The organism is Neobacillus sp. Soil_C_43, from assembly GCF_057656715.1.
The window spans coordinates 130,381-143,228 of record NZ_JBDGJV010000004.1 but is presented as its reverse complement, the minus strand read 5'-3'; the positions used below and the strand labels follow the sequence as shown (position 1 = coordinate 143,228).

Annotated in this window: 14 protein-coding genes; 2 read left to right on the top strand and 12 right to left on the bottom strand. The window is 37.4% G+C overall.

Annotation, left to right across the window (positions count from 1 at the left end; genetic code table 11):
- Positions 1-16: 16 nt before the first annotated feature.
- On the bottom strand, positions 17-913 hold the full coding sequence (locus AC3A54_RS08235) for a DMT family transporter (RefSeq protein WP_487654108.1): 897 nt from the start codon (positions 911-913) through the stop codon (positions 17-19).
- A gap of 488 nt (positions 914-1,401) precedes the next feature.
- On the opposite strand from AC3A54_RS08235, the gene AC3A54_RS08230 reads away from it, so the two are divergent.
- A complete protein-coding gene (locus tag AC3A54_RS08230; RefSeq protein ID WP_335547778.1) occupies positions 1,402-1,614 on the top strand; it encodes a DNA-dependent RNA polymerase subunit epsilon in 213 nt (70 codons plus the stop codon).
- A gap of 3 nt (positions 1,615-1,617) precedes the next feature.
- Positions 1,618-3,285, top strand: a complete 1,668-nt coding sequence (rnjA, locus tag AC3A54_RS08225) for a ribonuclease J1 (protein ID WP_309865366.1) — start codon at positions 1,618-1,620, stop codon at positions 3,283-3,285.
- A gap of 41 nt (positions 3,286-3,326) precedes the next feature.
- Here rnjA and AC3A54_RS08220 read toward each other — a convergent pair whose 3' ends face one another.
- From AC3A54_RS08220 to AC3A54_RS08170, 11 genes are all read right to left on the bottom strand, one after another.
- Complete coding sequence (locus AC3A54_RS08220) at positions 3,327-3,986, bottom strand: potassium channel family protein (RefSeq protein WP_487654107.1); 660 nt, start codon at positions 3,984-3,986, stop codon at positions 3,327-3,329.
- Between the two features lie 70 nt (positions 3,987-4,056).
- Complete coding sequence (locus tag AC3A54_RS08215; RefSeq protein ID WP_487654106.1) at positions 4,057-4,968, bottom strand: DUF4349 domain-containing protein; 912 nt, start codon at positions 4,966-4,968, stop codon at positions 4,057-4,059.
- A 342-nt stretch (positions 4,969-5,310) separates the two neighbouring features.
- The gene (locus AC3A54_RS08210) at positions 5,311-5,766 is read right to left on the bottom strand and encodes a TlpA disulfide reductase family protein (RefSeq protein ID WP_308080332.1); all 456 of its coding nucleotides are present in this window, start codon (positions 5,764-5,766) and stop codon (positions 5,311-5,313) included.
- Positions 5,767-5,835: 69 nt separating this feature from the next.
- Complete coding sequence (locus tag AC3A54_RS08205; protein WP_487654105.1) at positions 5,836-6,384, bottom strand: peroxiredoxin; 549 nt, start codon at positions 6,382-6,384, stop codon at positions 5,836-5,838.
- 272 nt (positions 6,385-6,656) lie between these two features.
- Positions 6,657-7,796 (bottom strand): N-acetyldiaminopimelate deacetylase, encoded by a 1,140-nt coding sequence (locus AC3A54_RS08200; protein WP_487654104.1) that lies wholly within the window; start codon positions 7,794-7,796, stop codon positions 6,657-6,659.
- Positions 7,797-7,883: 87 nt separating this feature from the next.
- Positions 7,884-8,594 carry a 2,3,4,5-tetrahydropyridine-2,6-dicarboxylate N-acetyltransferase gene (dapD, locus tag AC3A54_RS08195; RefSeq protein WP_487654103.1) on the bottom strand — a complete coding sequence of 237 codons (711 nt, stop codon included), beginning with the start codon at positions 8,592-8,594 and terminating at the stop codon, positions 7,884-7,886.
- A 109-nt stretch (positions 8,595-8,703) separates the two neighbouring features.
- Positions 8,704-9,591, bottom strand: coding sequence for a transcriptional regulator CcpC (gene ccpC / locus AC3A54_RS08190; RefSeq protein WP_308080336.1), 888 nt, complete (start codon positions 9,589-9,591; stop codon positions 8,704-8,706).
- 32 nt (positions 9,592-9,623) lie between these two features.
- Positions 9,624-11,141, bottom strand: coding sequence for an MDR family MFS transporter (locus tag AC3A54_RS08185; RefSeq protein WP_487654102.1), 1,518 nt, complete (start codon positions 11,139-11,141; stop codon positions 9,624-9,626).
- Positions 11,142-11,388: 247 nt separating this feature from the next.
- On the bottom strand, positions 11,389-11,832 hold the full coding sequence (gene cbpB, locus AC3A54_RS08180; protein ID WP_335547763.1) for a cyclic-di-AMP-binding protein CbpB: 444 nt from the start codon (positions 11,830-11,832) through the stop codon (positions 11,389-11,391).
- A 110-nt stretch (positions 11,833-11,942) separates the two neighbouring features.
- A complete protein-coding gene (locus AC3A54_RS08175) occupies positions 11,943-12,179 on the bottom strand; it encodes a YkuJ family protein (protein ID WP_040204715.1) in 237 nt (78 codons plus the stop codon).
- A 417-nt stretch (positions 12,180-12,596) separates the two neighbouring features.
- Positions 12,597-12,830: a hypothetical protein gene (locus AC3A54_RS08170; RefSeq protein WP_308080339.1), complete on the bottom strand. Its 234-nt coding sequence runs from the start codon at positions 12,828-12,830 to the stop codon at positions 12,597-12,599.
- Positions 12,831-12,848 lie beyond the last annotated feature (18 nt).

Sequence of the window (12,848 nt, the reverse complement as noted above, 5' to 3'; positions counted from 1 at the left end):
CTCCTTTTTGCTCGAACTATGCTGTGAAGGTTGCGTTTGATTTTTCCTTTGGTTTGATGGTTGAAATATATACACCAGAAAAAATAATAAGTAATCCTACCATCATGGAGAGGTGTATTTCCTCTTGTAATAAAAAAGTACCCCAGATTATTGCTGAGACTGGTACAAGATAGGTTACAAGAGAGGCAAATTCTGCACTACCTTCCTTCACCAAATAGTAGTAAAGTAAATAGGCGATTCCCGATCCTAAAACACCAAGCCCGACAAAAGGTCCCAAGGTATTCATGTTGACAAAAGTTGAAAGTGAATGCGGCGTCTTAAATAGCACCATGATTAAGCTGATCCCAGTAGAGAATAGTAAAGTAAAGAACGAGGTTTCAAGCACAGATAAATGAGCTAAATATTTTTTAGACAGATGAGAACCAATTCCATAACATAGAGTTGCACCTGTCATTAAAAGAATGCCGATTACATTTCCTGAATAAAAATCCCCTAATTTAAAATCGGATAAAATAAAAATGCCGAGGAAACCAATCATTATGCCAATCCATTGATTCCTTCTCAGTGATGAAGAAAAAAAGAAAGCTCCAATGATTAAGGTCCATATCGGTGTTGTTGCATTAATAATAGATGCCATACCAGAAGTAAGTTTTGTTTCACTTGAACTAATGAGTAGCCATGGTAGGGCATTATTAGCTAATGCTACAAGCAATAACTGAAACCAAGGAAGTGTACTTAGTTTCAATTTTTTCTTTTTCAATACCACAATTAATAGCAGGATCATTGACCCAAATAGACATCTGCCAAAAACCACCACAACTGGATCCATAGAGGTTAAAAGTAATTTTATAAATAAAAATGAAGTTCCCCAAATTAGGCTCAATACAGCCAAAGCACTAAATAATTTTCCCATCTCACCATTCTTCCTTCTATTTAATTTATCCCTTTAAAACACTAAACCTTCTATAAATAATTGTCAATTTGTAATTCGCCATGAATCTTCCATGTTTATCCATGAGAAAATATGCGTTTTTATCATATCATAATAGTAAAAAAACCCTTTCTTTTTAAAAACCTTCAATAATCTACCATTGATTGCTTTACATTGGACAAGGATCGTATAAAATAAGAGGTAAGGAGATGATCCACTATGTTAAAGAAGCTCCGGAAAAAGCTCTTAAAACAGTGGAATGATTTACTTAGAAAGAAATCCATTGCCTAAATTTTTCGAGCCCTTCAAACTTGCGGAGGGCTCCTTCGTTATTGTACATTGTAAAAACAGCGATTCTTTTACATACTTTTCATATTTAGTCCAAGGGCTGCCAAAGAAAATAAATGAAAAAGATGAAAATGTTTTATATAATAGAAAAAGTTATGACCTAAGTTAGGAGCGATATTGTAATGATATTTAAAGTATATTACCAAAGAAGTATTAATGAAGTACCTGTAAGAGAAAACACAAAAACAATCTTTGTTGAAGGCGAATCGGTTAGAGATGTCCGCACAAAAATTGCTGATCGTGGGTTAAATGTAGAATTAGTGCAGGAAGTAACAGGAGCATTTTTAGAATATGAAAAACAAAATGAAGACTTTAAAGTATTGGAGATTGGATAATTTATGAAATTTGTAAAAAATGATCAAACTGCAGTTTTTGCCTTAGGTGGTTTAGGTGAAATAGGCAAAAATACGTATGCAGTTCAGTTCCAAGATGAAATCATCTTAATTGATGCTGGAATTAAGTTTCCTGAAGATGAGTTATTAGGTATCGATTATGTTATACCTGATTACACTTACCTTGTTAAAAATGAAGATAAAATAAAAGGCTTATTTGTAACACACGGACACGAGGATCACATTGGTGGAATTCCTTACTTACTTCGTGAGATTAATATTCCTATTTACGGCGGAAAATTGGCATTGGGCTTAATTAAAAATAAATTAGAAGAGCATGGCTTATTAAGAAATGCTAAACTGATTGAAATTAAAGAAGACGATATCATTAAATTCCGCAAAACATCGGTTACTTTTTTCCGTACGACCCACAGTATTCCTGACTCCTATGGTATTGTTGTAAAAACACCTCCTGGTCAAGTCGTTCATACGGGTGATTTTAAATTTGATTTTACCCCTGTTGGAGAACCAGCAAATTTGACTAAAATGGCTGAAATCGGTAAAGAGGGCGTATTGTGCTTGCTTTCTGATAGTACTAACAGCGAAATACCTGATTTCACGATGTCAGAACGTCGTGTCGGTGAAAGTATTCATGATATTTTCAGGAAAGTAGATGGCCGTATCATTTTCGCTACATTTGCATCTAATATTCACAGACTGCAACAGGTAGTGGAAGCCGCTGTAGTAAATGGTAGAAAAGTGGCTGTTTTTGGACGGAGTATGGAAGCAGCTATAAACATTGGTATTGAATTAGGTTATATTATTGCGCCTAAGGAAACGTTTATTGAGTCCAATCAAATTAATCGACTACCAGCAGATAAAGTGACGATCCTTTGTACAGGAAGTCAGGGTGAACCGATGGCGGCACTTTCAAGAATTGCTAATGGGACACACCGTCAAATTCAAATTATTCCTGGGGATACTGTTGTATTTTCTTCATCACCAATTCCAGGGAATACAATCAGTGTTAGCAGAACAATTAATATGCTTTACAGAGCCGGGGCAGAGGTTATCCACGGTAAACTAAGTAATATCCATACTTCTGGTCACGGTGGTCAAGAAGAGCAAAAGCTTATGCTTCGTTTAATTAAACCAAAATTCTTCATGCCGATCCACGGTGAATACCGGATGCAAAAAATGCATGCAAAGCTTGCAGTTGATTGTGGCGTAGAAGAAGAAAATTGCTTTATCATGGACAATGGTGAAGTATTAGCCCTCTCTGAAAATACGGCACAGGTTGCAGGGAAAATTCCTTCAGGCTCTGTCTATATTGATGGTAGCGGCGTAGGTGACATCGGAAATATCGTTCTCCGCGATAGAAGAATTCTTTCAGAAGAAGGTTTAGTCGTTGTCGTAGTGAGTATTAATATGAAGGAATTTAAAATTGCCTCAGGACCAGACCTTATCTCTCGTGGATTTGTTTATATGAGAGAATCTGGTGATCTAATTAATGATGCACAAAACTTAATCACTAAACACTTAAATAAGGTTATGGAACGAAAAACAAGCCAATGGTCTGAAATTAAAAATGAAATTACAGACACGTTAGCACCATTCCTTTATGAAAAAACAAAACGTAGACCAATGATCCTTCCAATCATTATGGAAGTGTAAAATAATAAAAGCTCCAGCCTAGAGAGGCTGGAGCTTTTGCGTTATTCAAGGACTTTCTTTTCAAATCTGTCTATGTCGGTATCATTTCCTATTACAATCAATACATCATTAAGGTAAATCGTTTCCTTTGCTTGCGGAGAGACAATAATTTCTTCTCCTCTTTTAATTGCAACAATATTTAGTCCGTATTTCTTACGGATATCCAAATCAATAATTGTGTGACCACTAAGCTTACCGTTAGCAACGATTTCGACTATGCTATGCTCATCAGAAAGTTGTAGATAATCAACCACATTGCTTGAGGCCATATTAGTTGCAATTCGTTTTCCCATATCCCTTTCCGGGTGTACAACATGATCCGCTCCAATTTTCCTAAGAACTTTTTCATGATAATCATTTTGTGCTTTAACTGTAATACGTCCAACTCCTAATTCCTTTAAGATTAGGGTAGTTAAGATACTCGATTGAATATCATCGCCAATGGCTACAATTACATGATCAAAATTCCGAATCCCGAGGCTTTTTAATACATTTTCATCTGTTGTATCACCAACCACCGCATGGGAAGCAATCATTGCATATTCATTTACTCGCTCTTCATTTACATCAATTGCCAATACTTCCATTCCTTCATCGGTTAGCGTCCGGCATATACTACCACCGAAACGTCCTAAACCAATTACCGCATAACTCTTCTTCATAATATGACTCCCCCGCTAACTCATTAATCATGATGGTACTATCATAGCATTCTGGTGCTTGAGAGCGCCACTAATCTTGTCTATTTCGGTTTCGTCTCTGCTTAAATACTAGTAAACCTAAGAATCCGATTACACCCAATACTATAAGGATAGGTAGGTTTCCAATAATAAAAACAACAACTCCTGACAAGAAAGCTAAGAGCATGTTCGTACTCTTCATAAATTGTTTTTTTGTTTTTTCCCATGTATTTAACTGGTCTTTATTAAGGTCAGGAACGCTCACCTTATTCTCGTAAAGGGTAATTGTCACTGTAGAAAGTGATATTTGATTATCCAGATATTTCATTCTACCTTCAATGGTTTCAATTTCCTCCTGAACAACAGCTAAATCAGAGGAGATTTTTAATAGATCCTCTGTTTTGGTTGCATTTTTCATAAAAGCTAGGAGCCGTTCTTCCACTACTCTTTTTGATTTTAATCTTGATTCAAGGTCAACATATTCTTCCGTCACATCTTGCCCAGAAATGTTTCTCTGGAGTACTTCTACAGCTTCCCCTTCCGCATCATGTAGAAAGGTTTGAAAATATTTTTGCGGTATTCGTATAACAATTCTTCCGCTTAATTGTTCGTTCCCCTCTTTTGCCACGTTGGATTCTGAAATATAGCCTCCATATTTCACTGCTTTTTCTTCTAAACTTTGGACTGTCCTCTCAAATTTCTTTACTCGAAGCTGCAAATCCGCCTGATAAATAACCATCTGAGTAGTTGCCTCTAGTTTATCAGATTGGTTTGTTTGTTCCCCCTTAGCTTTTTCACCTGAAGCATTCATTGTTTCCTCTTGGCTGCCAGATGGAGCAGAATCCATTACGGCTTTATCTTCGTTCATCTTAGCCGATTCACTTTTACTGCTAGAACTACATCCTGCTAAAACCATGCACATAATCAGTAAATAAAATGGTACCCATTTAATTAATCTTTTCATAACCTTGACACCCCTTTTATATATCGTCTTGCCAGGCTGAATAAATACTGCAGTTCCAGTATTATTAATACGGACGATAAAATGGACACAAGGTTACAACACTACAAAAATAAATGGCTATATTAAAAGTGCCTGTTGATTTCCGCTCCAGGCACAAGCGGTTCGCGGGCGTGCAGGGGAGCCTCCTCGTCGCTTTGCTCCTGCGGGGTCTCCCCTGCCCCGTACTCCCGCAGGAGTCTTCGTGCCTTCCGCTCCAATCAACAGGGTATCAACAATATGCTTTAACATCACCAAATAAATAAAAACTGTCCGTTTGATGTAACGGACAGTCTTTTGTTTATTTTATTCTGTTTTTTCTAACTCATCTAATACTCGATTTACACGTTTTTCAAGCATTTTCATTCCACTTCCACCCGCTTGGAAATGTCGAAGTTTCCCTTCACGATCGAATACATAGTAGGCAGGAACATATTGATTTTCAAGCGCTTCAGTAAGCTTATGCTCATTATCAACAAAAATCGGTTGTGTGATACCGTGTTCAGCTGCTACTTGCTTTATTTCTTCCAGGTTCAAGTCATTTTCAGAACGGGGCATATGAACGGCAACAACATTTAGCTTGTCTTTAAAATCATCACGGAATTGATTTACCTGTGGCATTGCTTCCTTACATAAATGACAGCTGATAGACCAAAAATGGATTAATGTTGGTTTCTCACCAATCAAATCCTCTCTTGTCACTTGTCCGTTTAACCATTCTGTCGCACCCGCTAACTCCGGCATTGGTTCACGTAATTTCATTTGAAAATCCTCCTATTAAAAAGACCTAACACTTTAAAAAGGTTAGGTCTATCTTTTGTTTGTTAAAAATTAAACATTAAGTGTAGCTTGTCCAGGCTTCCAGTTAGCTGGGCAAAGACCACCAGTTTGTAATGCTTGAAGAACACGTAGTGTCTCATCCACGTCACGGCCAATGTTGTTGTGGTTAACAACAGAGTACATTAATTCGCCTTCAGGGCTGATGATGAATAATCCACGTAATGCAATACCTTCTTCTTCAATTAACACTCCATAGTCACGTGCTACAACATGGTTAGTGTCAGCAGCTAGAGGATAGTTCAAGTCGCCAAGACCATTTTCTTTGCGATCTGTTTTAATCCAAGCAAGGTGAGTATGGATAGTATCAGTTGAAGCACCAATAACTTCCGCATCAAGATCTTCGAACTCATCATAACGATCAGACATTGCTGTAATTTCAGTTGGACATACAAATGTGAAGTCCATTGGATAGAAGAACAATACTGTCCATTTATCATTTTTCATGTTTTCTTCAAGACTTACTTTTTTAAATTCTTTGTTTGGCATAACCGCATCCATTTCAAATCGTGGAGCTTGTTTACCTACCATACGTTCTGGCATACCGAATCCCTCCAATAATTAAATAAAATGAGTTTATAGCAAGTATTATTTGCTAACTCTTTGACATTTTCATTATAGGATAAAGACTATTTTGAGTCAATATTAAATTATAATTAATTTAAATAAATATTAATTATTAACTATAACCTAAATCTCCCTTATTAAGTTTTGCCCTATTCGCAATAGAATAAACGACGATATGTAACAATATTCTTTTTATTCTATTTGATTTTATCATGTCTAAACGATAAGTTGAAATGATAAGGCTTGTACTACAGGTAACTTTCGTTTCCTTTAAACTCGATATATGTCGTCATAGCTTTTACTGCAACATCGATTGCACTTTCATTTGGATTTAATTTGGAATGGTGTAAACCGAATGGTGAATCTACACCAAGCCAAAACATCAGCCCTGGAATTTCTTTGAGCATATATCCAAAGTCTTCGCCAGTCATCGCTTCCTTACATTCAACCACATGGATATCAGTCTCTTTTTTAATGGTACCAATGAATTCTTTTGTAATTGACTCATTATTATTTACCTGATAATACATGGAACCATAATCAATTACCGCTTTACAGTCAAAGCCAGTTTCGATCCCTTTTACCAACGCTTCTATACGTTGTTTCACCTTTCGCATCGAATCTGGTGACAATGTCCGAATCGTCCCTTCTAGCCTAGCTTTTTCTGCAATAATATTTTGAACCGTTCCCCCTGTAATCTTTCCTACTGTCACTACAGCACTATCTAATGGGTCCACATTTCTTGAGATAATCGTTTGCAACTGATTAACCAGCATGCACGCAGCAACAACCATATCATTTGTTTGGTGGGGATAGGCGGCATGACCTCCCTTTCCAATTAGGTCAATGAACAATTCTGAGGTATTGGCAAATAACAACCCAGGCTTTAATGCAATCGTTCCGACAGGATACTCTGGTGCAATATGAAGAGCAAAAATCATATCCGGTTTCCATTCCTGCATAATGTCCGATTTCAGCATTGGTTCTGCCCCTCCAGGACCTTCCTCGGCAGGTTGAAAAACAAATAAAAGATTATCATTAATTGGCTTCCGGATAAAGTGAGTCAACACTCCTAGAGCAATGCTCATGTGGAAATCATGACCGCAGGCATGCATATATGAATCGTGTGTAGAGGAAAATGGTAATCCTGTTTCCTCACTTATTGGAAGACCATCAATATCCGTCCGGTATCCAATCGTTTTTTGAGGATTTAAACCTTGGAGCATGACAAATAGCCCCGTCTTCCACTCCTTAATAGTTAGCCGTTCCTGTGGTAGAGACTTTAGATATGACAACAAATAAGCCTGTGTTTTAAACTCCTGAAAACCAAGTTCAGGAATTTGATGTAAATCACGTCGGATGTTAATTAAATCATTCACTACCTTCACCCTCTTCTCTCCTATAAAACAAGCGTGGAGAAGCTCCACGCTTTGTTTTGTTCTTACATCAGTCTGTTCAAGGCGCTTACGCTTTTCTTATAACTGACGAAGCTCTTGCATTATTTCAGTTTTTGATTTTGTCTTTTCGTCAATATCCTTGATTTTCTTTGCAGGTGTCCCTGCAACTACTGTGTACGGTGGAACGTCTTTTGTCACAACTGCGCCTGCAGCAACCACAGAGCCTGTACCAACTGTAACACCTTCAAGGACTACTGCATTCGCACCGATCAATACATCATCCTCAATGACAACAGGCTTTGCTGATGGTGGCTCAATTACTCCTGCTAATACAGTACCAGCACCGATGTGGCAATTTTTACCAACAGTTGCTCTTCCACCTAGGACAACGCCCATATCAATCATAGTCTTCTCACCAATAACTGCACCAATATTAATTACTGCACCCATCATTATAACTGCGTTATCACCAATTTCCACTTGATCACGGATGATTACACCTGGTTCGATACGAGCATTGATGTTTTTAGTATCTAGAAGTGGAATCGCAGAATTTCTGCGGTCATTTTCTAGTACATAATCTTCTATTTTTGCTTGATTTGCTTCTAATACTTCATTAATTTCTGACCACTCACCAAAAACTACACCAGTATTTCCGTTAATAAACACTTTTGAATTGCTGCCAAAATCTAATCCTTCTAAATCACCCTTCAAATACACTTTAACTGGAGTCGATTTTTTACTATTTTGAATAAAAGAGATAATTTCATTTGCATCCATCATTTTCATATTGTTGCCCCCTATGTAGTTGATCTAATAAAGTAGAAGCGACTAGTCGCTTCAGTTATTATAGAAAATACTTTAACAAACAAAAGAGTTGAAAACAAGAAAAACAACATCAATCTTCTGAAGATTCGGCGATATGTTCCTTAATTAGTTCTACAAATGCTTGAACCTGTTTTAACTGGAAAGAAGATTCATAACCAAGCAGCCAAGTATCACGTTTTAATGCTTCATTATTCTCATTTACAAGAGGAATTTTGAAAATATCCCTCTCCGCCTTAGTTAAGGTGATTCCTGGCAAAATGGCATAGCCAATACCATTAAAAGCCATCTGTTTACATGTTTCAATTTGGTCAACCACAACTGTTCTCTTTGGGGACATTTTAAAATTTCGCATCCACCAATCCTGAATTTCCTGATAGTAATTGGAATCACTTTTAAATTGAATAAAAGGACGATCGGTCGCCAAGACCTGCTCTGGTCTGGTAATTTCTCTGTCAACTAAATACAGAGGATCATTAAATAGGTGTACCTTTACCCCTTTCCAGTCCGGTGTTCCACGTATAATCCCAATATGAACCTGATCATCGTATAGGCATTTTAAAATCTCACTGCTCCACCCAGTTACTAATGAAATTTTCGCTTGTGGATATTTATCAATAAACTTTTTTAAAACTTGTGGCAGCCAATTTTGTCCTACAATTGATGCAACAGCAATTTTTAATGTCCCTGAAACGCCTGATTGAAGGGAGTGAATGGTCTCACGAACCTTCTCCTGTTTTTTTAGTACATCATTCACAAAATCAATCACATGTTCTCCAGATGGAGTTAGGGCTAACCCCTTTTGCGATCGAATAAATAATTTCGTACCCCAATCTTTTTCAATTGTTTGTAAGCGCTGTGAAAGAGCGGGTTGCGAAACAAACAGCCGTTCAGAAGCTTTTCGCATATTCATTTCTTGTGCAAGTACAGATAATAAGTGAAATTCTGATAATGAGGACAACGTGATCCCTCCTAAAAAAAGCCCTGTGAGCTTTACACAGAGACTTCATCCTTTTTTTTCGGAATAAAAAAGATTAAAACTAGACTAATTATAGCAAATGTAAAGACCACATAATAAACCGTATGTAATGATAAGGTTAGTCCATCCTGTAAGATCCGTCGCACCCCTTCCGCGAGGTCCTCACGCTCACTTGCCTTTAAGAGAATATTTGTATCGTCTACTGATAAAGAAGGATCTTTTTGACTAAAGTAAGCATTCAATCTGTTATTCAGTATTCCACCCAGTAATGCTGCTCCTATTGTATTGCCCAGATTTCGCATGAACATGTTTGCCGCAGTGGCTATTCCTCTATGCTGCCAGCTAACAGTACTTTGAATGGAAACAATAAATGCCGTTGATGTTAGACCCATACCTACACCAACAAAAAAGGACCCCACTGCTGCCCATATTGGACCAGAAGAAGATGACATCGTGATAAAAACAAAGCTCCCTAGGATTAAGAATACGCCACCAATTATAGAAGTTTTACGATAACCTATTGAGATAAGCATTCTCCCTGCAAGTGTAGAGGCAATTGGCCATCCAATAGACATCGTAGTTAATGTAAAACCGGCTACAATTGGTGTTTGTTCCATAACGCCTTGAACAAAAGTAGGTAGGAAGCTTGATATTCCAATTAACATTATCCCAGTAGTCAATGAAGTTATATTTGCTATAAATATGGAACGCTCTTTCCATATTGAAAATGGCATAACCGGCTCAATCGCACGACTTTCCTGAAAAACAAATGCAATCAAGGCGAGTACTGATAAAACTAAAAGACTAACAATTTGCCAAGATCCCCATGCCCAATGGCTTCCTGCTTCTACGAGGACAAACATAAGTGAGGATATTGTAATAGTTAATAAAACCGCCCCAAAATAATCAATGTCATGTTTTTTCTTTTCAACATTTTCATGAAGATACATCCATAGCCCTACTAAGGAGAGTATACCAAGAGGAATGTTTATCCAGAATACATAATGCCAACTGACATATTGAACAAGTAATCCACCAACAGCAGGACCTGTAATAGCGGATATTCCCCACACACTTGATAGATACCCCTGTATCTTTGCTCTTTCTTCAGCTGTATAAATATCTCCGACAATAGTTGTCGCGATCGGCATGACAGCACCAGCACCGAACCCTTGAATCAATCGAAAGATAATGAGTGTTTTCATAGATGTCGCAAACCCACAAAGGATAGAACCTAGTAAGAAAATAATAATCCCAAACGTGAGAATCGGCTTTCGACCGAACAAATCTGATAATTTACCATAGATAAGTACCGTTATTGAATTCATTAAAAGATAAGCAGAAAAAACCCAACTATAAAGTGTGAATCCACCCAAATCTGCTACTATTGCCGGCATGGCGGTTGAAACAATCGTTGCCTCAATCGCCCCCATAAACATGGCTAGCATAACAGCCGCTAATACAAGTGGCTTTTTCGTTTGCTTTTTTCGAGCACTGTCTGCTGCGGCATTCTTAGTGGTGGTATTACTCATCCTAACACCTCATATCTTTAAATAAATACAGCTCCCTAATTGGGAGCTCTTACCATCTTATTTTTTGGCTCTGTTAAACTTGCCTGTTGATTTCCGCTCCAGGCACTTCGCTTTCCGTGGGTGTTTCGGCGAGCCTCCTCGGCGCTTGCGCCTGCGGGGTCTCCCCTGAACCATACTCCCACAGGAGTCTTCGTGCCTTCCGCTCCAATCAACAGGTGTAAAAATCAACACTGTTCTTTAACACAGCCTATTTTTTAAACCTTTTTACTACCTTGTTTAGTTGGTTTAATACCGTGCTTCTTGGGAGTATGCCCTCAAAGAAGCCTTCCTCTGTTTCTACACAAAGGAATGGATGGTTAACCAATAAATCTAAGCACAAATAGATTGAATCAGTCACTTTTACTCGAGGTATTGAAATCTTCATGACCTCTTCTACCCGTTTATTTTCAAGCGCTTCAAATTCAATTCGTTCAAGTCCAAGAATAGAATCCATTATGATGGGGGTACTGATTAACCCATGTAGTTTATAATGCGGGTCTAAGACAGGTATAGCTGTATAACCACTTTTTGTTAAGACCAACAATGCATGTTCGAGATTGTTTCCGATTTGCACATGTGCAACGCGCTCTGATGGTATCATTAATTCTTCTATCGTATACTCTAAAAATTCCCCGCTTGGAAGACTGATCATCGCCGAAAACTCCTCAATATTTGTTTTTCTACAGACTTATTTTATCATAGTTTTCGGGGGTCTGTGAAAAATTTAAATCATATTCGAAAAAGAAAGGAACCCGAGGGTTCCTATTGAATCAAATCAAAAATTTCAATTGTAATCATATCAATATTATCAAATTGATATCTTTTTGGCTTTTCTTTCTCGTTATATATTTCTAATTCAAATGTTTCTGTTTTCGGATGAAATGTTACCTGACACTTTCTTTCACCATTTACCTCAAAATAGCGTTGTGCCGGTTCACCACTATTTGATTGTTCTTGTAGATTTTTTAATCTTGTTAATATACCTTGAAGCTGTGACATTTGCTTCTTCTCCTTTCAAACACAAACATAACTGTATACAGATATGTTTCTCATTTGGCCTATTTCTATCCTGATTGAAGATTTTTTCAGAATTTTACAATCGAGTGAATTTATATGCCAATATTAAAAGAATAAAATAACAAACTCCATTTGTCCAAGTAAAAATAAAGAATTAGTTATTTTTTTTAGGGCTTTGTTAAAATTGCCTGTTGATTTCCGCTACAGACACTTCGCTTTCCGTGGGTGTTTCGGCGAGCCTCCTCGGCGCTTGCGCCTGCGGGGTCTCCCCTGAACCATACTCCCACAGGAGTCTTCGTGCCTTCCGCTCCAATCAACAGGTTATAAAAATTAAAACTTTTCTTTAACACATACTTTTTTAGAAAACGCATAAAAAAATGGATCTCTTATTGAGACCCATTAATAAAAAGTAATGGCTACAAAAAAAACGATGAAAAGTAGTAAAGCAAAGAAGATTCCGTAGGCTAGAAAAATTGGATTTTTTATATATGCATGCTTCTGGACATGTTTTTCTATTTGAGTATCCATATTCCCTTCAACCACTTTCTGCTGTCTACCTAAAACCAGCGTATAAATAGCCGAAATGGCAAGAATTGCAATAATAAGAATTCCAAGAATATTGATAAAACCCATTAACAAAACCCCTTTTTA

Coding starts and splice junctions, on each gene's coding strand:
- AC3A54_RS08230 (WP_335547778.1), top strand. CDS start 1,402: ATGATATTTAAAGTATATTACCAAAGAAGTATTAATGAAGTACCTGTA.
- AC3A54_RS08170 (WP_308080339.1), bottom strand. CDS start 12,830: ATGGGTTTTATCAATATTCTTGGAATTCTTATTATTGCAATTCTTGCC.
- AC3A54_RS08175 (WP_040204715.1), bottom strand. CDS start 12,179: ATGTCACAGCTTCAAGGTATATTAACAAGATTAAAAAATCTACAAGAA.
- rnjA (WP_309865366.1), top strand. CDS start 1,618: ATGAAATTTGTAAAAAATGATCAAACTGCAGTTTTTGCCTTAGGTGGT.
- AC3A54_RS08185 (WP_487654102.1), bottom strand. CDS start 11,141: ATGAGTAATACCACCACTAAGAATGCCGCAGCAGACAGTGCTCGAAAA.
- AC3A54_RS08220 (WP_487654107.1), bottom strand. CDS start 3,986: ATGAAGAAGAGTTATGCGGTAATTGGTTTAGGACGTTTCGGTGGTAGT.
- dapD (WP_487654103.1), bottom strand. CDS start 8,594: ATGAAAATGATGGATGCAAATGAAATTATCTCTTTTATTCAAAATAGT.
- cbpB (WP_335547763.1), bottom strand. CDS start 11,832: ATGATCAGTCTTCCAAGCGGGGAATTTTTAGAGTATACGATAGAAGAA.
- AC3A54_RS08210 (WP_308080332.1), bottom strand. CDS start 5,766: ATGAAATTACGTGAACCAATGCCGGAGTTAGCGGGTGCGACAGAATGG.
- AC3A54_RS08215 (WP_487654106.1), bottom strand. CDS start 4,968: ATGAAAAGATTAATTAAATGGGTACCATTTTATTTACTGATTATGTGC.
- AC3A54_RS08205 (WP_487654105.1), bottom strand. CDS start 6,384: ATGCCAGAACGTATGGTAGGTAAACAAGCTCCACGATTTGAAATGGAT.
- AC3A54_RS08235 (WP_487654108.1), bottom strand. CDS start 913: ATGGGAAAATTATTTAGTGCTTTGGCTGTATTGAGCCTAATTTGGGGA.